Annotated in this window: 24 protein-coding genes; 12 read left to right on the forward strand and 12 right to left on the reverse strand. The window is 55.1% G+C overall.

The annotated features are described in order from the left end of the window. Positions 1-257 precede the first annotated feature (257 nt). Positions 258-1355: a murein transglycosylase A gene (mltA, locus tag V6944_RS10235; RefSeq protein WP_333498871.1), complete on the forward strand. Its 1098-nt coding sequence runs from the start codon at positions 258-260 to the stop codon at positions 1353-1355. 64 nt (positions 1356-1419) lie between these two features. Next, positions 1420-2232: a tRNA cyclic N6-threonylcarbamoyladenosine(37) synthase TcdA gene (tcdA, locus tag V6944_RS10240; protein WP_333496635.1), complete on the forward strand. Its 813-nt coding sequence runs from the start codon at positions 1420-1422 to the stop codon at positions 2230-2232. Here the strand turns inward: tcdA and csdE are convergent. Both csdE and csdA read right to left on the reverse strand, forming a co-directional pair. Further along, positions 2217-2666: a cysteine desulfurase sulfur acceptor subunit CsdE gene (csdE, locus tag V6944_RS10245; RefSeq protein ID WP_333498872.1), complete on the reverse strand. Its 450-nt coding sequence runs from the start codon at positions 2664-2666 to the stop codon at positions 2217-2219. The genes tcdA and csdE overlap by 16 nt on opposite strands. Continuing rightward, on the reverse strand, positions 2666-3871 hold the full coding sequence (gene csdA / locus V6944_RS10250) for a cysteine desulfurase CsdA (RefSeq protein ID WP_333498873.1): 1206 nt from the start codon (positions 3869-3871) through the stop codon (positions 2666-2668). The genes csdE and csdA overlap by 1 nt, the downstream gene beginning before the upstream one ends. A 419-nt stretch (positions 3872-4290) precedes the next feature. Here csdA and gcvA point away from each other — a divergent pair, with 419 nt between their 5' ends. Genes gcvA through rlmM form a run of 3 tightly spaced genes read left to right on the forward strand, consistent with a single transcriptional unit; the run spans position 4291 to position 6716 of the window. Beyond that, a complete protein-coding gene (gene gcvA, locus V6944_RS10255) occupies positions 4291-5208 on the forward strand; it encodes a glycine cleavage system transcriptional regulator GcvA (protein WP_185667985.1) in 918 nt (305 codons plus the stop codon). 19 nt (positions 5209-5227) lie between these two features. Beyond that, the gene (locus V6944_RS10260) at positions 5228-5623 is read left to right on the forward strand and encodes a DUF423 domain-containing protein (RefSeq protein WP_123650616.1); all 396 of its coding nucleotides are present in this window, start codon (positions 5228-5230) and stop codon (positions 5621-5623) included. Beyond that, a complete protein-coding gene (gene rlmM / locus V6944_RS10265; RefSeq protein ID WP_333496639.1) occupies positions 5616-6716 on the forward strand; it encodes a 23S rRNA (cytidine(2498)-2'-O)-methyltransferase RlmM in 1101 nt (366 codons plus the stop codon). Before V6944_RS10260 ends, rlmM begins: the two co-directional genes overlap by 8 nt. Before the next feature lie 111 nt (positions 6717-6827). Here rlmM and fucR read toward each other — a convergent pair whose 3' ends face one another. From fucR to fucP, 5 genes are all read right to left on the reverse strand, one after another. Next, on the reverse strand, positions 6828-7547 hold the full coding sequence (gene fucR / locus V6944_RS10270) for an L-fucose operon activator (RefSeq protein ID WP_333498874.1): 720 nt from the start codon (positions 7545-7547) through the stop codon (positions 6828-6830). Between the two features lie 57 nt (positions 7548-7604). Further along, a complete protein-coding gene (gene fucU, locus V6944_RS10275) occupies positions 7605-8027 on the reverse strand; it encodes an L-fucose mutarotase (RefSeq protein ID WP_333498875.1) in 423 nt (140 codons plus the stop codon). Between the two features lies 1 nt (position 8028). Further along, entirely contained in the window at positions 8029-9447 is a 1419-nt protein-coding gene (gene fucK / locus V6944_RS10280) for an L-fuculokinase (RefSeq protein ID WP_333498876.1), read from the reverse strand. 100 nt (positions 9448-9547) lie between these two features. After that, entirely contained in the window at positions 9548-11323 is a 1776-nt protein-coding gene (gene fucI / locus V6944_RS10285; RefSeq protein WP_333498877.1) for an L-fucose isomerase, read from the reverse strand. A gap of 31 nt (positions 11324-11354) precedes the next feature. Further along, positions 11355-12665: an L-fucose:H+ symporter permease gene (gene fucP / locus V6944_RS10290; protein WP_333498878.1), complete on the reverse strand. Its 1311-nt coding sequence runs from the start codon at positions 12663-12665 to the stop codon at positions 11355-11357. 532 nt (positions 12666-13197) lie between these two features. Here fucP and fucA point away from each other — a divergent pair. Then, positions 13198-13845, forward strand: a complete 648-nt coding sequence (fucA, locus tag V6944_RS10295; protein WP_333498879.1) for an L-fuculose-phosphate aldolase — start codon at positions 13198-13200, stop codon at positions 13843-13845. Positions 13846-13872: 27 nt separating this feature from the next. Further along, positions 13873-15021 (forward strand): lactaldehyde reductase, encoded by a 1149-nt coding sequence (fucO, locus tag V6944_RS10300; protein ID WP_333498880.1) that lies wholly within the window; start codon positions 13873-13875, stop codon positions 15019-15021. A gap of 70 nt (positions 15022-15091) precedes the next feature. On the opposite strand, the gene xni is transcribed toward fucO, so the two are convergent. The 5 genes from xni to queF all read right to left on the reverse strand — a co-directional run bounded on the left by xni (position 15092) and on the right by queF (position 21506). After that, positions 15092-15847: a flap endonuclease Xni gene (gene xni / locus V6944_RS10305; RefSeq protein WP_333498881.1), complete on the reverse strand. Its 756-nt coding sequence runs from the start codon at positions 15845-15847 to the stop codon at positions 15092-15094. 121 nt (positions 15848-15968) lie between these two features. After that, positions 15969-17336, reverse strand: a complete 1368-nt coding sequence (locus V6944_RS10310) for an L-serine ammonia-lyase (protein WP_333498882.1) — start codon at positions 17334-17336, stop codon at positions 15969-15971. A 53-nt stretch (positions 17337-17389) separates the two neighbouring features. Continuing rightward, on the reverse strand, positions 17390-18679 hold the full coding sequence (locus V6944_RS10315) for an HAAAP family serine/threonine permease (RefSeq protein WP_185667989.1): 1290 nt from the start codon (positions 18677-18679) through the stop codon (positions 17390-17392). 501 nt (positions 18680-19180) lie between these two features. Beyond that, positions 19181-20545, reverse strand: coding sequence for a nucleotide 5'-monophosphate nucleosidase PpnN (gene ppnN / locus V6944_RS10320; RefSeq protein WP_035892831.1), 1365 nt, complete (start codon positions 20543-20545; stop codon positions 19181-19183). A 115-nt stretch (positions 20546-20660) separates the two neighbouring features. Beyond that, a complete protein-coding gene (gene queF, locus V6944_RS10325; protein WP_333498883.1) occupies positions 20661-21506 on the reverse strand; it encodes an NADPH-dependent 7-cyano-7-deazaguanine reductase QueF in 846 nt (281 codons plus the stop codon). A 69-nt stretch (positions 21507-21575) separates the two neighbouring features. Here queF and syd point away from each other — a divergent pair, with 69 nt between their 5' ends. The 5 genes from syd to gudD all read left to right on the forward strand — a co-directional run bounded on the left by syd (position 21576) and on the right by gudD (position 25888). Further along, the gene (syd, locus tag V6944_RS10330) at positions 21576-22121 is read left to right on the forward strand and encodes a SecY-interacting protein (RefSeq protein ID WP_333496643.1); all 546 of its coding nucleotides are present in this window, start codon (positions 21576-21578) and stop codon (positions 22119-22121) included. Between the two features lie 633 nt (positions 22122-22754). Continuing rightward, the gene (locus V6944_RS10335) at positions 22755-23084 is read left to right on the forward strand and encodes a YqcC family protein (RefSeq protein ID WP_333498884.1); all 330 of its coding nucleotides are present in this window, start codon (positions 22755-22757) and stop codon (positions 23082-23084) included. Next, positions 23084-23866 (forward strand): tRNA pseudouridine(65) synthase TruC, encoded by a 783-nt coding sequence (truC, locus tag V6944_RS10340; protein WP_333498885.1) that lies wholly within the window; start codon positions 23084-23086, stop codon positions 23864-23866. Before V6944_RS10335 ends, truC begins: the two co-directional genes overlap by 1 nt. A gap of 15 nt (positions 23867-23881) precedes the next feature. Then, entirely contained in the window at positions 23882-24325 is a 444-nt protein-coding gene (locus tag V6944_RS10345; protein ID WP_185667994.1) for a flavodoxin, read from the forward strand. A gap of 222 nt (positions 24326-24547) precedes the next feature. Beyond that, positions 24548-25888, forward strand: a complete 1341-nt coding sequence (gene gudD / locus V6944_RS10350; protein ID WP_333498886.1) for a glucarate dehydratase — start codon at positions 24548-24550, stop codon at positions 25886-25888. Positions 25889-25896: the final 8 nt, after the last annotated feature.

Here is a 25896-nt window from a genome sequence, read left to right on the forward strand (position 1 = left end):
CGACCTTCGGGTTATGAGCCCGACGAGCTACCAGGCTGCTCCACCCCGCGTCCGTGGATGCGCACTATACTCTGCTGAGCATTTGTTGCAACCATTTTTGTGGCAAATCACTCATTTTTTTATAACTTGTACGCATACGACGCAATTTGCGCTTTTTTTGTGCGAATTGGTTACCGTGGGTCGTGTTCGCATTTCAATACCCCTGGGGGTTTGTTATCTTCACCGGGCACTTTCGACTATGCGGAATACAAAATACCATGAAAGGACGTTGGGCCAAATATGTGGCAACGGGCGCACTGCTGGCAATGCTAGCCGCCTGTTCGTCAAAACCGACCGATCGCGGTCAACAGTATAAAGACGGGAAACTCACCCAGCCTTTCTCACTCGTGAATCAACCTGATGCCGTCGGCGCGCCAATTAACGCGGGCGACTTTGCGCAGCAGTTAAATGAGATTCGTAACGCCTCTCCGCGCCTTTACGGCAACCAGAGCAACCTTTATAGCGCCGTGCAGCAGTGGCTGCTGGCCGGTGGCGATACCCGTACCATGCGCCAGTACGGCATTGATGCCTGGCAGATGGAAGGGACCGACAACTACGGCAACGTGCAGTTTACCGGTTACTACACGCCGGTTGTCCAGGCGCGCCATACGCGTCAGGGCGAATTCCAGTACCCTATCTACCGCATGCCACCAAAACGCGGCAAGCTGCCGTCTCGTGCCAGTATTTATGCCGGTGGGCTGAGCGATAACTACATCCTGGCCTACAGCAATTCACTGATGGATAACTTCATCATGGACGTGCAGGGCAGCGGTTATATTGATTTCGGTGATGGTTCTCCGCTGAACTTCTTTAGCTACGCGGGCAAAAACGGCTGGGCATATAAAAGCATCGGTAAGGTGCTGATCGACCGCGGCGAAGTGAAGCGCGAAGATATGTCGATGCAAGCGATCCGCCACTGGGGCGAAACCCACAGCGAAGCGGAAGTCCGTGAACTGCTGGAGCAGAACCCGTCGTTTGTCTTCTTTAAACCGCAGTCGTTTGCCCCGGTGAAAGGCGCTAGCGCCGTACCGCTGATTGGCCGCGCCTCCGTGGCGTCTGACCGCAGCATTATTCCGCCGGGCACCACGCTGCTGGCTGAAGTGCCGCAGCTCGACAATAACGGTAAGTTTAACGGCCAGTACGAGCTGCGCCTGATGGTGGCGCTGGACGTCGGCGGCGCGATTAAAGGCCAGCACTTCGACATCTACCAGGGCATCGGCCCGGATGCCGGGCATCGCGCAGGCTGGTATAATCACTACGGCCGCGTATGGGTGCTGAAAACAGCGTCCAACGGCGGGAATGTGTTTAGCGGTTAAGTCTTGTAGCCCGGCCGAGCAACGCGACGCCGGGAATGCTCGATATCAATGAATTTGAGGTTTTATGTCTGTGGTTATCAGTGACGCCTGGCGCCAGCGTTTTGGCGGCACGGCACGTTTGTACGGTGAAAAAGCGCTGCAGGTTTTTGCTGACGCGCACGTGTGCGTGGTCGGTATCGGCGGCGTAGGTAGCTGGGCGGCGGAAGCGTTGGCGCGTACCGGTATTGGTGCGATCACGCTTATCGATATGGATGACGTCTGCGTTACCAACACCAACCGTCAGATTCACGCCCTTGGTGGTAACGTCGGGCTGGCGAAAGCGGAAGTGATGGCCGAACGTATCCGGCAGATTAACCCCGAATGTCGCGTCACCGTGGTGGACGATTTCGTCACGCCGGATAACGTCGCTGAGTACATGGGCGCGGGCTACAGCTACGTGGTGGATGCTATCGACAGCATTCGCCCGAAAGCGGCGCTGATTGCCTACTGTCGTCGTTATAAGGTACCGCTGATTACCACCGGCGGCGCGGGCGGGCAGATTGACCCGACGCAGATTCAGGTGAGTGACCTCGCGAAAACCATTCAGGACCCGCTGGCGGCGAAGCTGCGCGAGCGGCTGAAAAGCGATTTTGGCGTGGTGAAGAACAGCAAAGGCAAGCTCGGCGTGGACTGCGTCTTCTCAACCGAAGCGCTGGTGTACCCGCAGGCGGACGGTTCGGTCTGTGCGATGAAAAGCACGGCGGAAGGGCCGAAGCGCATGGACTGTGCCGCCGGGTTTGGCGCAGCGACTATGGTCACCGCCACCTTTGGCTTCGTGGCGGTGTCCCATGCGTTGAAGAAAATGCTCGCGAAGGCGGAGCGTCAGGCCAGCGCCTGACGCGCGGCTTCCACCATCGCCTCACTTAGGGCCGTCAGGCCCTGGGTGCGCGAGGCGCTAAGTTGACCGCGCAGCCCCAGTTCATCGAACAGGTTGAGCGGATCGTTTGCCAGAATCTCTGCCGGCTGCTTGCCTTCCGCTGCCGTCAGCAGCACCGCCAGCAGGCCGCGTACAATCCTTCCTTCGCTATCGCCAAAGAAATGCAGCGCCCCGTCTGACGCCTGAGTGTAGCCCAGCCAGACGCGGTTTTCGCAGCCGGGGATCTCGCGTGCCTGCGCTTTAAGCTCGTCCGACAGTGCCGGAAGCTGTTTCCCTAACAGGATCAGCTGGCGGTATTTCTCTTCCCATTGCGACAGCGCCGCGAACTGCTGGCGCAACGTCTCAGGCGTTACGCGGGTGCCGAACGGGTGCTCGGAGAGTGAAGTCGTCGTCATTAATCCACCAGAAGTTCGAGCGCACGATCGACGGCGCTGACCAGTGCCTGTACGTCGTCCTGCGTATTGTAAGGGGCAAACGAGGCGCGCAGCGTGCCGCTCACGCCCATCGCCGCGAGCAGCGGCTGAGCGCAGTGCTGACCGGCGCGTAGCGCAATACCGTATTCCGCCAGCAGCGTCACCATATCGCTGTGGTGAACGCCCGCAAAATCAAAGGCCAGCAGGCTGGAGTCCTGGCAGCGGAAGGAGCGGAAGCCCGGTCGTTTTGCCAGTTCTTCCTCCGCAAGCGTCGCCAGGCCACGACTCCAGGATTCGGCCTGTACCATGTCAATTTCGGACAGCCACTCCAGCGCTGCGCTCAGGCCAATTACCCCGGCAACGTTTGGTGTCCCCGCTTCCAGGCGGTAGGGCACCGACTGCGTGGTGAAGCCATCGAAAGTCACCTCGCTTATCATCTTGCCGCCGCCGAGCCACGGGGTCATGGCATCGAGCAGTTCGCTTTTACCATACAGCGCACCGATACCGGTTGGCCCGTAAAGCTTATGGCCGGAGAAGGCGTAGAAGTCGATATCCAGCGCCTGCACGTCCGCCGGGAAGTGGACGGCACCCTGTGCGCCATCGACCATTACCACCATATTCGCCTGATGGGCGAGGGTGATGGCACGGGCCAGATTCGGACAACCGCCGGTGACGTTGGACATCTGCCCCAGCGCCAGAATGCGGCTGCGTGGGCTAATCAGCGCGGTGAGTTGTTCAACGTCGGGTAGACGGTCAGCGCCCAGCGGTAGCTGGACGATGTTCGCGCCGGTCTGTTGGGCGACCATCAGCCATGGCACCAGGTTGGCGTGATGCTCGGCGGTGCTGACGATGATTTCATCGCCCGGCTGCAGGCGTGGGCGCGCGTAGCACTGGGCCACCATATTAATGGCTTCGGTGGTACCGCGCGTCCAGACGATATCCTTGCCGCTCGGCGCATTGAGCCAACCGGCGACCTGGTCGCGGGCGGCCTCATAGCGCGCGGTCAGGCGCTGTGCTTCGGCAAACTGGCTGCGATGGACGTTACCCGCGCTCAGCGAGTAGAAATTTGTCGTCGCCTCAATAACCGCCTGCGGTTTTAACGCGGTGGCGGCGCTATCAAGGTACACCCCGGCATCGTGCAGGGCGGGAAACTGGGCGCAAAAGTGCGCGGGGGAGAAGGCGTTCATGAAATTCCTCATATCAATAAGGAGATCGTCGCGCAATTTTGCCCGGCTTTCAACTTTGACGAGCGGTTCGGGGGAATTTGAGGCAAAAAAAAGCACCGCAAATAGGCGGTGCTACATTAATCACTATGGACAGACAGGGTAAATGTACAGGAAGTGAAAAAGGGTAGCTTTGCTACCGTGATCTGAATTGCAGACCAATTGCAAACACAACAACACAACATCACAACCGTAAGCCAAAAGCCCTTCAGAACACGCATTCCAAAAAAAGCTTCTCGTTCCGGCTCAGGAAGTGCCGCCATGATAGGTATTTGCTGGTAGAAGCTCAACGGACAAATTATAATGGCTCAGATAAAAAAAACTAATAGGTTAACTGTTGTTTCCTATTTGTTAAATTCAGTTAACAATTGAGTTCTGGGACCATGTCAAAGCGTTTGCCACCTCTTAATGCATTACGTGTATTTGATGCTGCCGCACGCCATTTAAGCTTCACGCGCGCGGCCGATGAGCTTTTTGTGACGCAGGCCGCAGTAAGCCACCAAATCAAGTCTCTTGAGGATTTCCTGGGGCTGAAGCTGTTCCGGCGGCGCAACCGTTCTCTGCTTCTGACCGAAGAAGGACAGAGCTATTTTCAGGATATCAAAGAGATCTTTTCGCAATTAACAGAGGCAACGCGTAAACTACAGGCACGAAGCGCGAAAGGGGCGTTAACCGTCAGTTTATTGCCCAGTTTTGCGATTCAGTGGCTGGTGCCGCGTCTCTCAAGCTTTAACTCAGCTTATCCGGGAATTGATGTCAGAATCCAGGCCGTAGACCGCCAGGAAGATAAGCTTGCGGACGACGTAGACGTCGCGATTTTTTATGGTCGCGGCAACTGGCCGGGGTTACGCGTGGAAAAGCTGTACGCCGAGTATCTGCTCCCCGTCTGTTCCCCGCTGCTGCTGACCGGTGAGAAAGCGTTAAAAACGCCCGCCGATCTGGCCAAGCACACGCTGCTGCACGATGCTTCCCGCCGCGACTGGCAAACGTATACGCGCCAGCTGGGGCTCACCCATATCAACGTACAACAGGGACCGATCTTCAGCCATAGCGCCATGGTGCTACAGGCTGCCATCCACGGACAGGGGGTTGCGCTCGCGAATAACGTGATGGCGCAGTCTGAAATTGAGGCAGGCCGTCTGGTGTGCCCGTTTAATGATGTTCTGGTCAGTAAGAATGCGTTTTATCTGGTTTGTCATGACAGTCAGGCTGAACTGGGTAAAATAGCGGCCTTTCGACAGTGGATACTGGCGAAAGCGGCCCATGAACAAGAAACGTTCCGTTTCCGTTACGAACAATAAATGAATTTAGGGTAATACCATGACCAGCCGTTTTATGCTGATTTTTGCCGCTATCAGCGGCTTTATCTTTGTCGCACTGGGCGCGTTTGGCGCACACGTGCTGAGTAAATCGTTGGGCGTTGTGGAAATGGGCTGGATCCAGACCGGCCTGGAGTATCAGGCGTTCCACACCCTGGCGATTTTCGGACTGGCGGTGGCGATGCAGCGCCGCATTAGTATCTGGTTCTACTGGAGCAGCGTGTTTCTGGCGCTAGGCACCGTGATGTTCAGCGGTAGCCTGTACTGCCTCGCGCTCTCCCATTTACGCCTGTGGGCGTATGTTACCCCGGTAGGCGGCGTCAGCTTCCTTGCCGGTTGGGTTTTGATGTTGATTGGTGCGATTCGACTTAAGCGTAAGGGTGTTGTTCATGAATAAGGTTGTGCTGTATTGCCGCCCTGGGTTTGAGAAAGAGTGTGCTGCGGAAATTACCGATAAAGCCGGTCGCCGCGAAGTGTTTGGCTTTGCGCGCGTTAAAGATAACTCCGGCTATGTGATTTTCGAATGCTATCAGGAAGGGGACGCTGACAAGCTGGCGCGCGAGCTGCCGTTTAGCTCGCTGGTGTTTGCGCGTCAGATGATTGTGGTGGGCGAACTGCTGAAAGATTTACCGGCCGAAGACCGCGTGACCCCGGTTGTCGGCATGCTGCAGGGCGTAGTGGAGAAAGGTGGCGATCTGCGCGTTGAAGTGGCAGACACCAACGAAAGCAAAGAGCTGATGAAGTTCTGTCGCAAATTCACCGTGCCGCTGCGCGCTGCGCTGCGTGAAGCCAACGTGCTGGCGCCTTACGAGACCACCAAGCGCCCGGTGGTGCATGTGTTCTTTATCGCGCCCGGCTGTTGCTATACCGGGTACTCCTATAGCAACAACAACTCGCCGTTCTACATGGGGATTCCGCGCCTGAAATTCCCGGCCGATGCCCCAAGCCGCTCAACCCTGAAGCTGGAAGAGGCGTTCCACGTCTTTATCCCTGCCGACGAGTGGGACGAGCGTCTGGCGAACGGTATGTATGCGGTCGATCTCGGGGCCTGCCCTGGCGGCTGGACCTATCAGCTGGTGAAGCGCAACATGTGGGTCTCCTCCGTGGATAACGGCCCAATGGCGCAGAGCCTGATGGATACCGGGCAGGTGACCTGGCTGCGCGAAGATGGCTTCCGCTATCGCCCAACCCGTAGCAACATCTCGTGGATGGTGTGTGACATGGTTGAGAAGCCCGCTAAAGTGGCGTCTCTGATGGCCGATTGGCTGGTGAACGGCTGGTGTCGTGAGACCATCTTCAACCTCAAGCTGCCGATGAAAAAGCGCTATGAAGAGCTGTCGCAGAACCTGGCGCACATCCAGGCAAGGCTTGATGAGAACGGGATTAACGCCCAGATCCAGGCACGTCAGCTGTACCATGACCGTGAAGAGGTGACCGTTCACGTGCGTCGTCTGTGGGCCGCCGTCGGTGGTCGTCGCGACGAACGTTAATGTTTGTAGCCCGGCCGAGCGCAGCGACGCCGGGTTAGCTTCAAGTCTGTCCCGGGGGGCGGCGTAAACGCCTTGTCCGGGCTATGTTATCGATTCAAACCATCCACACCGTTACCAGGTTTCCGCGCTATCTTTGTCCGACACAATGTGCGTGACATCATCCAGATGCCCAATTCGGGCTTCCCCCGAGCGATTAAACTTACTCTTATCAATCAGCAACAAAGACTGCGATGCGCGATTAAGCAGCACCGATTTAAAATCGGCGTTAAGGGTATTTGAGTCCCACAGCGCGCCGGTGCTGTCGATGCCTTCACAGGAAAAAATAAACAGGTCGATATCAAGGGGTTTGAGCTGCGAGATGAGTGAGGGATTCACATAGCAGCCATATTTACGTTCAAGCTGTCCGCCGGAACTGATGAGCTGGATATGCTCTCGTTTGCCAAGCTCCTGGCAGATTGGGTGACTGTTGGTAAACACCTGAATATTAATATCCGGTAGCTGGCGAGCCAGATACCAGCAGGTTGAGCTGGCATCGAGCGCGATCACCATTCCTTCTTCAATCCAGGCCAGTGCGCCGCGTGCGATATCTGCTTTATGCGCATAGTGGCTCTTTAATCTGATATGAAACGGATCGCCGCTGTCCTGATTTTCACGATGGATGTACTTTGCACGGCCATGGTTGCGCAACACCTTTCCTTGCGCCTGAAGATCGCTGAGGTCGCGACGGATGGTCTCTTTGCTGACGTTAAGTTCCAGCGATAATGCTTCAGTCGTCAGGCTCTTATGGTGAATTAGCAGGTCGATTATCGCTTGCTGGCGTGCCGCTTTCATTTTTCTCACCCCATCATTCGGTAAACGCCCGCAACGGGCGGGCGTCCCGGCATGAGATTACGGTGTTACCCCTTTTTTTAAAAGAATATTCCCGTACTTAGCGCACTCACCTGTGATAACGATCGCAAAGGCTTTTTGCGCCCGTTCGTAAAACGCGAAGCGGTCAATGCGGCAGATTTCCGGGCAAGGGGTTTGCCGGGAAAGGGCGTCGCGGTAACGCGCTTCAACGCTTGGGTCGAGGGAATCGCCTTCTACGGCTGCCATCATCACCAGCGGCGGCGCGTAGCTGTCGAGTTCAAATAGCGGGATTATCGCCGCCAAAAGATCGCTAACCTTCAGGCCATCGGCTCGAATCACCTGTGGCCCCATACTGTGCGCCGGGAAATGGGCATCGGAAAAAATAATCTCGTCGCCGTGCCCCATCTCAGCCATCACCTTCAGTAATTCAGGAGATATTAACGGTGAAATTGTCTTTAGCATCTCAAACTCTCTCCATAAGTTCCGGTTCTGTTTGTGGATAGAAATAACGGTATTGATAGTTCACCTGCGCTCTCGCCTGTTCCGGGCTGCTAAACTCCCCAACGCCATACCAGCCAAACATGGCTGCACCGGCTACGGTGGTCTCAGCGTCATCCAATACCTTGATGGGAATATCGAGCACGTTGGCCTTAATCTGATTCCACAGCGTATTGCGGCTACCGCCACCGACCAGCAGCAGCTCCGTCGCATTGAAATGGCCAATTTTTTCCAGCGTCTGGAGATTACATGCAAGCTGCTGCGTTAAACCTTCCAGCGCAGCGCGGTAAAAATGCCCGCGGGTGGTATTGAGGGTGACGCCCTGCCAGCCTGCATTTTGACAAGCTAGCAGGTCGCACTGCATGGTGACGCCTTCTGCCCCTTCAGGAATGAATCGCGCCTCTTCAATGAGCGTTTGCCACGGCGTATCTTCCGTCCACAGCAGTTTGCGGACCCATTCAAGGACGCCGGAAGCCAGCCACTGCATTCCGGGATTGTACAATCCGGGGCGACTGTCCAGCTCACAGGTTGAGCCCGTGTACTGGCTGAGCAACGTCGTATTCACCTGTGCGCTACGGACCATCAGGATTTCCCAGGTACCGGACGAGAGTACCGGTTCATCCTGCTCGGCGCCTGCGCCAAACAGGGCAAATTGGGTGTCATGGCCGGCAGAGATAACCGGAATACCGGCGGGAAGACCAAGCTGGTTTGCCGCATCGGATTGCAGCGTGCCAATATACTCTCCCGCTTCAACCAGCCGTGGAAACAGACGACGCGGCAGGCCGGTTGCCTGAAGGATTTCCGCACTGAAATCCTGCTGGTGGATATCCAGCATCTGACTGGTTCCCGCCATGGTGATATCGGTGGTGAACTCGCCCGTCAGGCGATGGTTTATCAGCGACGAAATAAATAGCCAGGCGTGGGCTTGTTCGAGTAGCTGTGGATGGTTTTCTTTTATCCAGACCATTTTGTACAGCGTGTTGAACGAGAACGCGCCAACGCCAGAGATGGCCTGAAGCCGTTGGGCAGGTATTAAACGACCGATATTTTCCATGACCGCTGCAGTCCGCGGGCATTTCCAACTGATCACCGGGTAGAGTAGCTTGCCGTGTTCATCAACCAGCGCGCCGTCCACGCCGAAGGTGGTGACCGTAATTCCCCGAACCTGACATGAAGATAGTTCCGCTTTCAGCTTTTGCGTGCAATCCGCAAAGCGCTGCAGAATGGCTTCCAGCGACCACTGGTGCCAGGCGCTGTTCTCGACGGCCATCTCACTGGCGTTCGCGGTGGCGGCGCGGGCGACAATTTTTCCCTGCCTGTTGACGGCAATCGCCCGAACGTTGGTGGCACCGCAGTCGAGAACCAGGATAACGTCTTGTTTCATATATAACTCCATAAACGTCGCCGGATGGCGCAGCGCTTATCCGGCCTACGGTTCACGCACCCGTAGGCCCGGTAAGCTTGTGCCACCGGGCAAAGCCGAATTAACGTTTATACAGCGGGCCATAGTTCTGACAGGCGCGATAATCCTGACCTTCAATATCCATACCGTGTGCAGACCAGGTGGAAGGACGGTAAATTTTCGCCTCTTCAACGTTATGCATGCACACCGGAATGCGCAGCATGGACGCCAGGGTAATAAAATCTGCGCCTACGTGGCCGATGGTCAGTACGCCGTGGTTAGCGCCCCAGTTCGCCATCACGGAATAGACGTCTGAGAATGGACCCTTGCCGGTAAGGCGTGGGGCAAACCAGGTGGTAGGCCAGGTGGAGTTGGTTCTGGCATCAAGCTGGTCGTGCATCTCTTTTGGCAGCTCAACGCTCCAGCCTTCGGCGATTTGAAGTACCGGACCAATACCTTTGATGATATTCACGCGGGTCATGGTGAACGGTACACCTCCTTCGGTCAGGAAGCGGGAAGAGAAGCCGCCCCCACGGAAATATTCATGGATAGCCGGGCACCACTCGGTGGCAGCCAGGCAATCGTCTGCCTCCTGCTGGCTGATCTCCCAGTGTGGTTTCATCGTTGGCTTGCCGTTGCTGTCACGCTGTTTACACGAGCCATCCAGCGCTGCAGAACCCGAGTTAATCAGGTGGATGATGCCGTGCTCGGCGAGGCCAGTAAGTGGTTTGCCAGTGACGCGTTTCACGGCATCCGGCGACCAGTAGGTACGGACGTCAGCAAATACCTGGGCGGTGCCGGTTAACTGATGCCCCATCAACATGGCAACGCCGTTCAGGCTGTCATTTTCGGTAGCGACAACAAAGGGTTCACGCACGCCATTCCAGTCAAAAGAGCTGTTCAGCAGCGCTTCGGCGGTATCGCCGTTAGGGTATTGATCGGTCCAGTGACGCTGGCCCTGGAAGCCTGCCGCGATGGCATTGTAGCCTAGTGACTCCTCAACCAACCCTTTTGCCGCCAGCGCGTTGTTACCCTGCATCATGTCGCGGATGCACATCGCCATCAGCAGGCTCTCTTTCAGCACCGCGCGGCTTTGCTCTTCATTGCGCTTGTACTGCTTCGCGTTCTGGTCTTCGCCATAGCGGAAGTTTTTATCCGCCCACGCCAGCGCCATTTCCAGCTCGGTTTCATCATAAATTTTCTGGTCGATACGACGGCGGAGTTCGGTCATATCCACCGCCTGCACTTTCATGCCGAGCCAGGATTCAAAGAAGTTATGATCGACGATGGAGCCTGCAATCCCCATTGATACCCCGCCGACGGAGAGGTAGCTTTTGCCTTTCATGGTGGCTACGGCTAAGCCTGCCCGGGCGAAGCGCAACAGTTTTTCTTCGACGTCCGCAGGAATGGATGTGTCATCGGCATCCTGTACGTCGTGGCCGTAAATGGAGAAGGCGGGGATACCTTTCTGGCTGTGCGCAGCCAGAGCCGCGGCGAGGTAAACGGCACCAGGGCGTTCTGTACCGTTAAAGCCCCAGATAGCTTTCGGGCGCATCGGGTCCATATCGATGGTTTCGCTGCCGTAGCACCAGCACGGCGTAACGGTGATGGTGACGCCAACGTTCTGGCTGCTGAATTTCTCTTCACAGGCGGCGGATTCTGCCATCCCCGCGATGCAACTATCGGCGATCACGCATTCAATTTGTGCGCCGCAGGCGTGGCGAAGTTTCTCACTCAGCAGCGCGGCGGTGGCTTTCGCCATGTTCATGGTTTGCTCTTCCAGTGACTCTCGAACGCCCATGCGACGACCATCAATCACCGGGCGGATACCAATTTTCGGTAAGCTGATTTTTTTCATTACAGACTCCTCACATTATTCGGAAAAGTGTTTAATTCGCTGCCGTTTGTGAACGGAAACGGGCAAAAATGAAGATAACGGCGAAGCAGATTGCTGGAACCAACTCCGCGGTGGGGATATTGCCTGCGGCGTCGCTGACAAAGCCCATGACCGGCGTGACGATACCGCCACCGATGATGGTCATGACGATGAAAGAGGAACCGTATTTGGTGTCCTGACCCAAATTTTTGATACCCAGAGAGAAGATGGTTGGGTACTGAATTGACATAAATGCACTACACAGCGTCAGCGCCAGCAGGCCTAAATGTCCTCCTGTGAAAGCGGAGATCAGGCACAGCACCATGGCGAGCAGTGCATAGGCCGCCAGCACTTTGTGCGGGGAGAAACGGCTGATAAGCCAGGTACCGGAGAAGCGACCGATAAAGAAGCACACCATCGTGCCGGTCAGATAGTTGGCGGCGAAGCCGGGCGTCATGCCGGGGATCTCTTCGATAGCGTAACGAATCAGATAGCTCCAGCAGGCCGTTTGCGCGCCGACATAACAAAACTGCGCCAGTACGGCCCAGCGCCAGTGACGAATCCGCATCAGGCGGGAAAGTGAAGCGGAGAATGAGCTTTGGGTACTGTCACTGTGATCATCACTCTGTAGCGCCGGGAATTTGGTCAGCATGATCAGCAGCGCAACGATTAAGACAATGGCGACAATGATCATGTAAGGCGTTTGCACCGAAAGCACCAGACTGTGCTTATAGGTTGTCAACTGCTCTGGCGACATCTTATCGAGCACATCCTGAGATTGATGTGGCACGTTAGACAAAATAAGACTTTGTCCAAAGACAACTGCAATAATAGCCCCGAAAGAATTAAAGGTTTGCGCCAGATTAAGACGGAAATGACCACCACTTTCTGGCCCGAGTACGGTCACGAAAGGGTTTGCTGCCGTCTCAAGACAACCTAAACCAGCTGCGATAATAAATAGGCCAATCAAAAATAATGTGTAGTTCATTATTTCAGCAGCGGGCCAGAATAATGCTGCGCCGATAGCATATAAGAATAGTCCGGTTATGATGCCAGCTTTATAACTTAGTTTCTTCATCAGTATCCCGGCAGGGATGGGAATGACAAAGTAGCCGAAATAAAATGCGGATTGAATCAGGCCTGCCTGAAAGTTCGAAAGCGTAAAGGCTTGCTGGAACTGTGGTAATAAAATGTCATTAAGATTATTAGCGACAGCCCAAAGAAAAAAGAGTGAGCATAGTAAAGCGAAAGGAATAATGTAACGTCGGCTTTGTCCTGCATCCACCGCGCGAAAGCTCTGCGTTTGTATTGTTGTATTGCCCATAACATCCTCGTTGATTCAGAAGCGTCAGAGTGTGGTCATTGTTGCTTTCAGACCCTAAAAAAGAAGAGTTCGCTACGCTTGCCGGTATTAATCTGGCGGTCAGAAATGAACTCATGGATGCATTTTCGGATAAATGAAGCTGTTTAATATGATGGCGGTCACACTTAACTATTAGAGAATATCTTTATGTGATTGCTGTCACTTTAATTTATAAAAAACGATGCCCGTTTGAGATGGAAATTAATAAAAACCACAGCGCGAATGACCGATTTAATTTATTGTGACGGAAACGGTCATTTGTAGCGCGGAAAAATAAAATGACCGTTTTGATAAATGTTACTTATTACGGTCATTTTCTATGGCGGCAATGAGTGTACATGGGGAGATAACCGCATTGATTAATTGATAGGAGTCACAAAATAAGCGCGTCTGAATTTCTTTATTACTCGCCAGTATGAAGATAGTGAGCAAATACAGGCTTAATTCAACAGAATAACGGTTGACGTGTTTGAATCATTAAGAGAGGTAAAGAATGGAACGAAATACTTTGGCGCGGCAAATTATTGATACTTGTCTGGAGATGACTCGATTGGGTCTGAATCAGGGAACCGCTGGTAACGTTAGCGTGCGCTATCAAGGTGGGATGCTGATTACGCCGACCGGGATCCCTTACGAGAAGCTGACCGAATCGCACATTGTTTATATTGATGCCGATGGCCAGCATGAAGAGGGGAAACTGCCCTCCAGCGAATGGCGTTTTCATATGGCTGCTTACCAGACTCGCCCGGACGCTCATGCGGTAGTGCATAACCATGCTGTCCACTGTACGGCAGTCTCAATACTGAACCGACCTATCCCCGCGATTCATTACATGATTGCGGCAGCGGGAGGAAATTCCATTCCCTGCGCCCCTTACGCGACGTTTGGCACGCGCGAGCTGTCTGAATATGTTGCGGTCGCCCTCAAAAACCGTAAAGCGACGCTGTTACAGCATCATGGGTTGATTGCCTGCGAAGAAAACCTGGAAAAGGCGCTATGGCTGGCGCATGAGGTTGAGGTGCTGGCGCAGCTTTATCTCAGTACGCTAGCGATTGTCGACCCGGTTCCGGCGCTTGACGATGATGCAATAGCCATTGTGCTGGAAAAATTCAAAACCTACGGCTTACGTATCGAAGAATAATCGCGCGAAGCGAGAAGGAGATGGGCGATGGCGAACAGAATGATTCTGAATGAAACGGCGTGGTTTGGCCGGGGAGCCGTGGCGGTGTTAACCGATGAGGTGACGCGCCGTGGCTATCATAAAGCGCTGATTGTGACAGATAAAACGTTGGTGCAATGTGGCGTAGTGGCGAAAGTGACGACGAAAATGGACGCGGTGGGGCTGGCGTGGGAGATGTTCGATGGCGTGATCCCTAATCCGACCATTCACGTCGTGAAGGAAGGGCTGAAGGCGTTCCAGCAAAGTGGGGCTGATTATCTGGTGGCGATTGGTGGCGGTTCACCTCAGGACACCTGTAAAGCCATTGGCATTATCAGCAACAATCCAGAGTTTGCGGATGTGCGTAGCCTGGAAGGGCTATCGCCAACGCGCAGGCCAAGCGTGCCGGTGATGGCAATTCCCACGACGGCAGGTACGGCGGCGGAAGTGACCATTAATTATGTGATAACGGACGAAGAGAAGCGGCGTAAGTTTGTCTGTGTCGACCCGCATGATATTCCACAGGCGGCGTTTATTGATGCCGATATGATGGATGGCATGCCACCCGCACTGAAGGCCGCGACCGGCGTCGATGCGCTGACCCACGCCATTGAAGGCTACATTACTCGCGGTGCGTGGGCGTTGACGGATGCTCTGCATATTAAGGCCATTGAGATCATCGCCGGTGCCTTACGCGGTTCGGTGGCGGGGGAACGTGAAGCCGGTGAGGCTATGGCGTTGGGGCAGTATGTCGCAGGAATGGGGTTTTCCAACGTAGGTCTGGGGCTTGTTCATGGGATGGCGCACCCGCTGGGGGCGTTTTATAACACTCCTCACGGCGTCGCAAATGCCATTTTGCTGCCGCATATCATGCGTTACAACGCCGAGTATACCGGCGAGAAGTTCCGTGATATCGCGCGAGCAATGGGTGAGAAAGTGGAAACGCTGAGCCTGGCGCAAGCACGGAACGCGGCCGTTAATGCCGTATTTGCGCTTAATCGCGATGTCGGTATCCCGCTGCATTTACGCGATGTGGGCGTTCAGAAAGAGGATATCCCGGCGTTAGCACAGGCTGCCTTTGATGATGTATGTACGGGCGGGAACCCCCGTGAAGCGAGTGTGGCGGATATCGTCGAGCTGTATCATACCGCGTGGTGATTGCCTTCTCTGTAGCCCGGCCGAGCGCAGCGACGCCGGGGTTAGCTCCGAGCCTATCCGGGGGGCGGCGTTATCTATTCAGCCTGAGCTGCTGCAAATTCCCATCGATATGCAAATCCGTATCCAGCCGTGCGATATCCCTGCATAAAAACGCCATCTCCCGATGTTCTACCAGCTTCTTGCGCCACTTCTCCGGCACCTCATCCAGATGCTCATACAGCGCTTCCAGCGTGGGAAACTGCGTTAACAGCTGGGTGGCGCTCTTCGGGCCAATGCCCGCCACACCCGGCACCTTCGAGCTACTGATGCCCGCCAGCCCCCAATAGTCCGGCAACTGATGCGGCTGAACGCCGAACTCTTTTTCGATAAACGGCACGTCGAGCCAGCGCTTCTGAAAATAGTCGCGAATGCGCAGGTTTGGCGAGAGCAACTGGCAGTAGCCTTTATCGGTGGAGACGATGGTGGCCTGATGGCCCGCGCCAGCGACTTTCACCGCCAGCGTTGCCGCTAAATCGTCGGCCTCGTTACCGCTGGAGACCCAGCAGCGAACCCCGCGTAGCTCGAAGGCGGCGCGCAGCGCGGGCATCTCAGCGTGGAGGTCTTCCGGCATCGGTGGGCGGCCCGCCTTGTAGTCAGGAAGACGCTGGTGTCGCCAGCCGCTGTTGCGCGCTTCATCGTCAAACACCGCCACCGCGTGAGTCGGCTGGCTATGGGCAATCAGCAGATCCAGCGCATGCTGGCAGGTTTCCACACAGGGGGTACCCTGAACGGCATGAATACGGCGTATCAGGTTGAGTGCATCAACAATCAGCAAATGGACGGCCACAGGTGTTCTCCCTAACGATTCGAGCGGTAAGGGTAACATTCACGACAGAGTGAGGCTATTGGCGGGGGATAAAACGGGAAGAGGCCTCGCAAAACTGCACGAGGCCTCTGGGGGGATGACGTTAGTCGCAGGCAACCACTTTCATCGCCAGGCCGCCGCGAGAGGTTTCGCGATACTTGGCGTTCATGTCTTTACCGGTTTCGTACATGGTCTCGATAACCTTATCGAGGCACACGCGCGGCTCGCTGGTACGGCGCAGCGCCATACGCGCGGCGTTTACCGCTTTCACCGAGGCAATGGCGTTACGCTCGATGCACGGTACCTGAACCTGGCCTGCGACCGGGTCACAGGTCAGTCCGAGGTTATGTTCCATGCCGATTTCCGCGGCGATGCACACCTGCGCCGGGCTTGCGCCCAGCAGCTCTGCCAGACCGGCAGCCGCCATTGAGCAGGCCACGCCCACTTCACCCTGGCAGCCCACTTCGGCGCCGGAGATAGAGGCGTTCATCTTATACAGTGAGCCAATCGCGCTCGCGACCAGCATGTAGCGTGCCAGCGAGTTAGCGTTCACTTCACGGATAAACTTGTCGTAGTACGCCAGCACCGCAGGAACAATCCCGCAGGCACCGTTGGTTGGCGCCGTCACTACGCGGCCACCGGCGGCGTTTTCTTCGTTAACAGCCAGCGCGAACATGTTGATCCAGTCCACCACCGCCATTGGGTCGCTGCTGATTTTATCCTGGCTCACCAGCATGCGGCGCAGCGCTGCGGCACGGCGCGGAACGCGCAGTTTGCCCGGCAGGACGCCTTCAGTGGTGGTGCCGTGTTCGATACCGCCCTTCATCACTGCCCAGACGTCAGCGAAGTGCTTTTCCAGCTCTTCTTTGCTGTGCAGCGCGAGTTCGTTTTGCATCATCAGGCCAGAGAGTGACAGCCCGGTTTCGTTACAATGACGCTGTAAATCGGCGGCATTTTTGTACGGGTAAGGTACGGTCACCGGCGCTTCAGTCTGCTGACCGAAGTGCTCTTCATCGACGATAAAGCCACCGCCGATGGAATAATAGGTTTTGCTGTAAACGGCGTTGTCGCCCGCCAGTGCGGTGATACGCATGCCGTTTTCATGCAGAGAGAGGTTGTCAGCATGGAAGTTCATGCACTGGTCAACCGGGAACTCCACTTCGTGCTGACCGTTAGCCAGCATCAGGCGACCGTGGGTGTTCACATCCTGGATAAACGCCGGGATAGACTCGATATCGACCGTATCAGGCAGATTTCCTGCCAGACCCATAATGATGGCGATATCCGTATGGTGACCTTTACCGGTCAGAGAGAGTGAGCCGTAAACATCGACGACTACGCGAGTAATATCATTGAGGATCCCACGCGCAATCAAGTCGTCCGTGAACTGTTTGCCTGCTTTCATTGGCCCAACGGTGTGTGAGCTGGAAGGACCAATGCCGATTTTGAAAATATCGAATACGCTAATCATGAGGCGTCCCTATGGTATTGAAGAGCGCCGCCCCGAGGGACGGCGCAGGGTGATTAACTAAACAGAGAGTAGGAGATAGCGGAGATAGCGATGAGACCCATCAGGACAACGAAGACGTTGCTGATGTGACCGCTGTACTTACGCATTGCCGGTACTTTCTGGATAGCATACATCGGCATCAGGAACAGAATCATCGCGATGATTGGGCCGCCCAGGGTTTCAATCATCCCCAGGATGCTTGGGTTCATGGTTGCCACAATCCAGGTGGTAATCAGCATGAACAGCGCAGTGATTTTGTTCAGTTTGTTGATTTCGATGGTTTTGCCTTTGCTACGCAGAGACTTAATAACCATACCGTTAAAGCCTTCACGTGCGCCCAGGTAGTGGCCCAGGAAGGATTTGGTGATAGCGATAATCGCGATAATCGGTGCCATCCAGGCGATAACCGGCGCGTTAAAGTGGTTCGCCAGGTAAGACAGGATGGAGATGTTCTGCTCTTTTGCCGCCGCCAGGTCCGCAGGGGACAGGCTCAATACGCAGCTGAAGACGAAGAACATTACGGTCAGCACCATCATCACGTGGGCACGAGCCAGAATAGAGGAGCATTTTTTCTCTGCGCCCTGGCCGTATTCTTCACGCTTCGCGACCGCGAAGGAGGAGATGATTGGTGAGTGGTTGAAGGAGAACACCATCACCGGGATTGCCAGCCACAGGGTCATCCACAGGCCGTTGCCGGTAGAGGCTGCGCTGCTGAAGGACAGCGTTTCCAGCGCTGCACCGCTCCACTGTGGGATCAGGTACAGAGCCAGAACCATCAGGGCGGCGACAAACGGGAACACCAGGATGCTCATCGCTTTAACAATCATCTGCTCACCGAAGCGGACGATGGTCATCATACCGACGATCAGAATCAGCGACAGCAGCGCGCGCGGTGGCGGCGTGATGTGCAACTGGTGAGCCAAGAAGCTTTCGACGGTGTTGGTGATAGCCACGCTGTAAACCAGCAGGATTGGGTAGATAGCGAAGAAGTAGAGCAGGGTAATCAGTTTACCTGCGCCGATACCGAAGTGCTCTTCAACGACTTCAGTGATGTCTTCGCCCGGGTTTTTACCGGACAGCACGAAGCGAGTCAGACCGCGGTGTGCGAAGAAGGTCATCGGGAAAGCAAGGATAGCCATGATGATCAGCGGGATCATGCCACCAACGCCGGCGTTGATTGGCAGGAACAGTACGCCTGCACCGATTGCGGTGCCGTAAAGACCCAGCATCCACATTGTATCTGTTTTGCGCCATCCGCTAGCAGATTCTGCTGTGACGATAGTGCTGGTTTGAGTGTTTTCCATCTGTATCTCCTGGAGGAAGGAAAATGCTAATTTTTTAGTCAAATAAAATAAAAAGAACGTTAAAACCAAGATTAAATTTTATAAGTACCGGCTTTTTTGTGATTTTTACCCGATACCGTTTTAGACGAGCGCAAATGTACATTTAACTGGTAAATGTATCAGTGATCATGATCGCAAATGTAATAATCCACTTTTCGTGTGGGGTATTGCAGGTGTTTTTACTGTAATTGCAATATATACAGAAATTAATGGTCGCGAAGGCTACCATTCGCAGTATGTGTGGTAAATGGTTGAGGGGGTAAATACGATGTTTTTGCTGATAAAAATGGTGAAAATGGCGTTTATTAGCGCTTAATCATAACTATGGCTAATAATGTGCGGTTGATTAACGAACGCAAACGATTGGCTATGAATGAATAGGCGTGTCAGACGGACGGTTCTGAGGGAGATTCCGGCGGAAAAGACCGCCGGAAGGGGGAGTGAATTACGCTGAGGTCAGACTCAAGCGCAGATTTCGTAGCAGGGAATGTAGGCAGAGCCTGGCAGTTTCATACGGTGCTGGGCCACGAAGCCCTGCAGCAGTTCATCCATGCGGCGCATCATCTCTTTATCACCGTGGATCTTGTACGGCCCAAACTCTTCGATAGCGCGAATGCCCACTTCCTTCACGTTACCTGCCACGATGCCGGAGAAGGCGCGACGCAGGTCGGCGGCCAGCACTTCAACCGGCTGGTCTGGATAGAGCTTCAGGCTAGCCATGTTTTCGTGCGACGGCTCGAACGGCATTTGCAGGTCTGGCGCAATGCGAATCGACCAGTTGAAGCTGTAGGCATCACCGGTATCACGGCGGTTCTCTTTCACCAGCGGCATCGCTTTCTTCATCTGACGCGCCACTTCGACTTCATCATCAATGATGATTTTGTAATGACGGCGCGCGCCTTCACCCAGCGTATGCACGACAAAATCGTCCAGCACGCGGAAGTAGTCGGCGCTCTCTTTCGGACCGGTGAGGATAAGCGGCAGCACCTGGTCTTTGTTTGCCGGGTTCATCAGAATGCCCAACAGATACAGCAGCTCTTCCGCCGTACCGACGCCACCCGGGAAGATGATGATCCCGTGGGCGATACGGACAAACGCTTCCAGACGCTTTTCGATATCCGGCATGATGATCAGTTCGTTCACCAGCGGGTTAGGCGGCTCAGCGGCAATAATCGACGGTTCGGTCATGCCGATAAAGCGACCTTCTTTATAGCGCTGCTGTGCGTGACCCACCGCGGCGCCTTTCATTGGTGCTTCCATCGCGCCTGGGCCGCAGCCGGTGCAGATGTTCAACTCACGCAGACCAAGCTGGTTACCGACGCGGCGAGCGTACAGGTATTCGTTTTCATTAATGGAGTGACCGCCCCAGCACACCACCATGCTCGGTGCTTCCCCGACGTGCAGCGCGCGGGCGTTACGCAGAATAGAGAAAACCAGGTTGGTAATGTGGGTCGAGCTTTCCAGATCGAGGTTCGGGAAGCGGACGGTGTTATGGATCTGCCCGTAGACAAACAGAATATCGCGCAGGACGGCAAACAGGTTGGCCTGCAGCGAGCGGATAATACGCCCGTCAACGAAGGCATCTTCCGGGGGATTAATCAGTTCAAGCTTCACGCCGCGCTCGCGGCGCAGCACGTTAATGTCGAAGCTTTCAAAACGGGACAGCAGCTCTTTGCTGTTATCGGTCAGGCTGCCTGAGTTCAGTACGGCCAGGGAACAGTTGCGGAACAATTGATACAGGTCGCTGCTGGCCGTGCGTTTAAGCATGTCAACTTCCAGCTGCGACAACATATCCATTGAGCCAAGCGGGCTAATATGTGTAATCAAGTGAACTCCTTACGGGACGAAAATCGTCTTCCTTGATGATTACAATAGCCTCGCTGGCCCGTTTACTACAACCTCAGCGCGGAACAAAGCGCGCAAAATTGAGATTTTGTTAAGCTTACTGACGTACCAGTCGTCCAATAGCCGGGACAAACTCGCTGTTTGAGCGCCATGGGTTGATATCCAGACCGCCGCGACGGGTGTAGCGGGCGTAAACGCTCAGGCTCTCCGGCGCGCAGAAACGTAGAATGTCATTGAAGATACGTTCAACGCACTGCTCGTGGAATTCGTTGTGATGACGGAAGGAGACCAGATAACGCAGCAGCTTCTCGCGGTCGATTTGCGTGCCGCGGTATTGGATCTGCACGGAGCCCCAGTCTGGTTGATGGGTGATCAGGCAGTTGGACTTCAGAAGATGGCTAACCAGCGTCTCCTGCACCACTTTTTGCCCGGCGGCGCCGTCGAGATAGTCGGCATTAAACTCGTAGCTTTCAATCTCGATATCCTGATCATCGATGCAGTTGCCGTGGAAATGGGCAATAGGCTGGCCTTCCAGCTCATCGATACGGTACAGCGCGACGGTCACCACGCCCTGCGCGCAGGCGCTTAAATCGCGCTCCAACGTTTGCTGCACCACTTCCCAGCTGTCAAAGCGCGTCTGGTTGAAGCTGTTGAGGTACAGTTTGAAGCTTTTGGACTCCACCAGATTGACCGTCGCGTGGCTCAGCTCGACGTGGCCAACGGCCACCTGCGGCAGCCCTTTGGCGTTAAGCCAGGAGAGTTCGTACAGCGTCCAGATATCCGCGCCGTGGAACGGCAGGGTATCGGCGTGCAGCCCCAGAGGATCGCGGTTTAAACTGCGCGGTACGCCCTGAAGCAGAGAGGCATCGTAAGTATCGCGATAATCTGTGGTTTTACCCAGGGTCAGGCCAGACAGCGCCTGGTGGTTCTCATAAGAAGACATGTTTCACCGTTACAAAGCAGGTACACTATTGTTTCTAGTGTATCTTAGCTAACCAGAAGAGAGAAATTCGTGGATCAGCAGACCGCAGACGCATTACACGCTTTCACCCAACGCTATTGCGATGCCTGGCAGCGTGAGCACAACAGCCTGCCGCGCAGCGAGGAACTTTACGGCATTCCGTCCCCGTGCCAGGTTTCGACGACCGATGATGAGGTGCTCTGGCAGCCTCAGCCGTTCGACGGCGAGCAGAATGTAAATGGCGTTGAACGCGCAATGGAGATTGTGGTACAACAACCCATTCACACCTATTATACCACTCAGTATGCGGGTGATATGCGCGCGATGTTCATGGGCGAAACCCTGACGTTACTGCAGGTGTGGAGTCCCGACGATTTCCGCCGCGTGCAGGAAAACCTGATTGGTCACCTGGTCACGCAAAAGCGCCTGAAGCTTTCACCGACGCTTTTTATCGCCACGCTGGACAGTGAGCTGGACGTAATTTCCGTGTGCAACGTGACCGGTGAAGTGGTCAAAGAGACGCTCGGAACCCGTAATCGTCTGCCGCTTGCCTCCTCTCTTGCGAGTTTCCTGACTCAACTTGAGCCTCTCCTGTAAGACAATTTGCCCATCACCTTGTGAGAGATCTCTTACACGCCTTGTGAGAGATCGCCAGAATATAAGTAAGACACTCATCCCATTTGATTAGTCATTTTGTTGTATATCAATAAGATAACTGAATCTTTCACGCTTAATCTCTCATGTAAGCCTTAAGTGTTTGCCTGACAGGCACTTGTAAGACAGGGCGGAATAGCGGATTCTATCTACGTCGACAGGGAGTCGCACAATGAAGTGAACATCAGGATGATGACGCTTCATAGGACACACCGGGAAGGTGATTCAAGGAAAGGCTTCAGGATGAAGCAAGAGGATAACGCAGGTACGCGTTAAAGGACACCTCCAGGACGGAGAATGAGAGCCAGACAGGATATCTGGTGGATCAGGAAGATCAGGATACACTCACGGATTGGGTGAAATCACATCGGGGTGGTGTGATGCAGGATGCAACCGTTTATGGATGAACATGGTCAGGAGACCACAGGAAAAGTTGTCACGGACGAGCAGGGAGCACCAAAAGTAGCTGGATTGCTGCGAAACGAACCGGGAGCACTGTTTTTACAGTGCTCCCTTTTTTTGTTTCCCGCCAACTAGTGATATCCTGCGCCCGATTTTGTTTCCTCTGAGGTTTCCATGACACGCCACGACAACTTACGCGACCAACTACTGCTTATTGAAACTCTGCTGCGTCAGCATGAACACTGGCAGGAGACGGCACCGCATGAGAGCGCATTTGCCAGCGACCAGCCGTTCTGTATGGATACGCTGGAGCCGCTAGAGTGGCTGCAATGGGTACTGATCCCAAAGATGCACCAGCTTCTCGACGGTGGCATGCCGCTGCCAACCGGTTTTGCTATCGCTCCGTACTATGAAATGGCGCTGGATGCCGCCCATCCGCTGCGCGCTATCATTCTGCCGCCGCTGGAACAGCTGGATGCCTTCTTCGTGAGCGATGCGCACTGATGCTGGAAATTATTTACCAGGATGAGTGGCTGGTGGCGGTGAATAAGCCCTCCGGTTGGCTGGTTCACCGTAGCTGGCTCGATCGCGATGAAAAAGTGGTGGTGATGCAAACGGTGCGTGACCAGATTGGTCAGCACGTCTTCACTGCCCATCGCCTTGACCGCCCAACCTCCGGCGTACTGCTGATGGGGCTCTCCAGCGAAGCAGGCCGCCTGCTGTCGCAGCAGTTCGAGCAGCACCAGATGCAGAAGCGCTATCACGCCATCGTGCGTGGCTGGCTGACCGACAACGCGGTGCTCGACTACCCGCTGGTGGAAGAGCTCGATAAAATCGCCGATAAGTTTGCCCGCGAAAATAAAGACCCGCAGCCAGCGGTAACCCACTATCGCGGCCTGGCGACGGTGGAAATGCCGGTCGCTACCGGGCGCTACCCGACCACCCGTTACGGGCTGGTAGAGCTGGAGCCGAAAACTGGCCGCAAGCATCAACTGCGTCGCCATCTGGCGCATCTTCGCCACCCGATTCTTGGCGACAGTAAGCACGGCGACCTGCGCCAGAACCGCAGCGCCGCAGAGCATTTTGGCTGCCATCGCCTGATGCTGCACGCCAGCCAGCTCTCGTTAACCCACCCGTTTACCGGCGAGCCGCTGACCATTCGCGCCGGGCTGGATGACGTCTGGATGCAGGCGCTATCACATTTCGGCTGGCGCGGACTTCTCCCCGAGAATGAAAGGGTTGAGTTTGTGGCCGACTCCGGTCAGGATGAAGCTATCGAGAAGTAAACAGGGAGTTAAATCATGGCTGAAGTAGGGATTTTTGTCGGCACCATGTACGGCAATTCGCTGTTGGTGGCCGAAGAAGCGGAAACCATTCTGAGCGGTCTTGGCCATCAGGCGAAGGTATTTGAAGACCCGATGGTCTCCGACTGGGAAAGCTATACCGGAAAGTACGTGCTGGTGGTGACGTCCACCACCGGTCAGGGCGATTTGCCGGATAGCATCGTGCCGCTGTTTAACGATCTGCAGGATATGTATCAGCCCCATCTGCGCTACGGCATTATTGCGCTGGGTGATAGCACCTACGCCAATTTCTGCGGCGGCGGTAAGCGGTTCGACGCGTTGCTGCAAGAACAAGGCGCGCAGCGCATTGGCGACATGCTGATGATCGATGCGTCCGAAGACCCGGAGCCGGAGAGCATCTCCAATCCGTGGGTTGAGCAGTGGGCAACGCTGTTGAAATAAACGCTTTGCTTCAGGCACCGGTACGACAGTGTCGTACCGGCTGCTATTTGTACGTTAGCCATATCATCTGACAATATCCCCTAATAAAATTGTGCATTTGCACGATGAGCTGCCGCTCGCCGCTTCCTATACTGCGTTAAGCCATTCCCTCTTTTTGATAGTGAGAAGCGCAAAGTTGTGCACGCCGTTCTCGCTATCGCCACTGTTAACAAGGATTGCACCATGTCAATTCACGCTTCTACGCCCGTCGTGACGTCTATGCAGGTTATCCCGGTTGCCGGGCATGACAGTATGCTGATGAACCTGAGTGGCGCTCATGCGCCGTTCTTTACTCGTAATATTGTGGTTATCAAAGATAGCGCGGGTCATACGGGAGTAGGGGAGATCCCCGGCGGTGAGAAGATCCGCCTGACTCTTGAAGACGCCATTCCGCTGGTAGTGGGGAAAACGTTGGGCGAGTACAAAAACGTACTGAACGCCGTGCGCAACACCTTCGCCGACCGTGATGCCACCGGCCGCGGCCTGCAAACCTTTGACCTGCGTACCACTATTCACGTGGTGACTGGTATCGAAGCGGCAATGCTGGATCTGTTAGGCCAATATTTGGGCGTGAATGTGGCATCGCTGCTGGGGGAAGGGCAGCAGCGTAGTGAAGTCGAAATGTTGGGCTACCTGTTCTTTATCGGGAACCGCCACGCAACTCCGCTGCCGTATCAAAGCCAGCCGGACGAGAAATGTGACTGGTATCGGCTACGTCATGACGAAGCGATGACTCCGGATGCGGTGGTGCGCCTGGCGGAAGCGGCGTATGAAAAGTACGGCTTCAACGACTTTAAGTTGAAAGGCGGCGTGCTGGCAGGTGAAGAGGAAGCAGAGTCTATCGTGGCGCTGGCAAAACGCTTCCCGCAGGCGCGCGTGACCCTCGACCCGAATGGGGCATGGTCGCTGGACGAAGCGATTAAGATTGGCAAATACCTTAAGGGAACGCTCGCCTACGCCGAGGATCCGTGCGGGGCGGAGCAGGGCTTCTCCGGGCGCGAAATAATGGCCGAATTCCGCCGTGCGACGGGGCTGCCGACGGCGACCAACATGATTGCTACCGACTGGAGACAGATGGGTCATACGTTGGCGCTGCAGTCGGTGGATATTCCGCTGGCGGATCCGCATTTCTGGACCATGCAGGGCTCGGTTCGCGTGGCGCAGATGTGCCATGAGTTCGGCCTGACCTGGGGCTCGCACTCCAATAACCACTTCGATATTTCGCTGGCGATGTTCACCCATGTCGCTGCCGCCGCACCGGGGAAAATTACCGCGATTGATACTCACTGGATCTGGCAGGAAGGTAATCAGCGTCTGACCAAAGAACCGTTTGAAATCAAAGGCGGCATGGTGCAAGTGCCGAACAAACCGGGTCTGGGCGTAGAGCTGGATATGGACCAGGTGATGAAGGCTAACGAGCTGTACAAAAAGCATGGCCTCGGCGCACGCGACGACGCGATGGGAATGCAGTACCTGATCCCAAACTGGACATTTGATAACAAACGTCCCTGCATGGTGCGCTAAGCTGATTG

This window comes from Kluyvera sp. CHPC 1.2972 (assembly GCF_036759925.1).
Classification (GTDB): Bacteria; Pseudomonadota; Gammaproteobacteria; order Enterobacterales; family Enterobacteriaceae; genus Kluyvera.

Bases quoted from the DNA above. Each gene is read 5' to 3' on its own strand.
- csdA (WP_333498873.1), bottom strand. From the start codon at position 3,871: ATGAACGCCTTCTCCCCCGCGCACTTTTGCGCCCAGTTTCCCGCCCTG.
- fucA (WP_333498879.1), top strand. From the start codon at position 13,198: ATGGAACGAAATACTTTGGCGCGGCAAATTATTGATACTTGTCTGGAG.
- fucK (WP_333498876.1), bottom strand. From the start codon at position 9,447: ATGAAACAAGACGTTATCCTGGTTCTCGACTGCGGTGCCACCAACGTT.
- fucP (WP_333498878.1), bottom strand. From the start codon at position 12,665: ATGGGCAATACAACAATACAAACGCAGAGCTTTCGCGCGGTGGATGCA.
- gcvA (WP_185667985.1), top strand. From the start codon at position 4,291: ATGTCAAAGCGTTTGCCACCTCTTAATGCATTACGTGTATTTGATGCT.
- V6944_RS10260 (WP_123650616.1), top strand. From the start codon at position 5,228: ATGACCAGCCGTTTTATGCTGATTTTTGCCGCTATCAGCGGCTTTATC.
- gudD (WP_333498886.1), top strand. From the start codon at position 24,548: ATGTCAATTCACGCTTCTACGCCCGTCGTGACGTCTATGCAGGTTATC.
- V6944_RS10310 (WP_333498882.1), bottom strand. From the start codon at position 17,336: ATGATTAGCGTATTCGATATTTTCAAAATCGGCATTGGTCCTTCCAGC.
- mltA (WP_333498871.1), top strand. From the start codon at position 258: ATGAAAGGACGTTGGGCCAAATATGTGGCAACGGGCGCACTGCTGGCA.
- fucO (WP_333498880.1), top strand. From the start codon at position 13,873: ATGGCGAACAGAATGATTCTGAATGAAACGGCGTGGTTTGGCCGGGGA.
- fucI (WP_333498877.1), bottom strand. From the start codon at position 11,323: ATGAAAAAAATCAGCTTACCGAAAATTGGTATCCGCCCGGTGATTGAT.
- rlmM (WP_333496639.1), top strand. From the start codon at position 5,616: ATGAATAAGGTTGTGCTGTATTGCCGCCCTGGGTTTGAGAAAGAGTGT.
- fucU (WP_333498875.1), bottom strand. From the start codon at position 8,027: ATGCTAAAGACAATTTCACCGTTAATATCTCCTGAATTACTGAAGGTG.
- queF (WP_333498883.1), bottom strand. From the start codon at position 21,506: ATGTCTTCTTATGAGAACCACCAGGCGCTGTCTGGCCTGACCCTGGGT.
- csdE (WP_333498872.1), bottom strand. From the start codon at position 2,666: ATGACGACGACTTCACTCTCCGAGCACCCGTTCGGCACCCGCGTAACG.
- V6944_RS10345 (WP_185667994.1), top strand. From the start codon at position 23,882: ATGGCTGAAGTAGGGATTTTTGTCGGCACCATGTACGGCAATTCGCTG.
- V6944_RS10335 (WP_333498884.1), top strand. From the start codon at position 22,755: ATGACACGCCACGACAACTTACGCGACCAACTACTGCTTATTGAAACT.
- truC (WP_333498885.1), top strand. From the start codon at position 23,084: ATGCTGGAAATTATTTACCAGGATGAGTGGCTGGTGGCGGTGAATAAG.
- fucR (WP_333498874.1), bottom strand. From the start codon at position 7,547: ATGAAAGCGGCACGCCAGCAAGCGATAATCGACCTGCTAATTCACCAT.
- V6944_RS10315 (WP_185667989.1), bottom strand. From the start codon at position 18,679: ATGGAAAACACTCAAACCAGCACTATCGTCACAGCAGAATCTGCTAGC.
- tcdA (WP_333496635.1), top strand. From the start codon at position 1,420: ATGTCTGTGGTTATCAGTGACGCCTGGCGCCAGCGTTTTGGCGGCACG.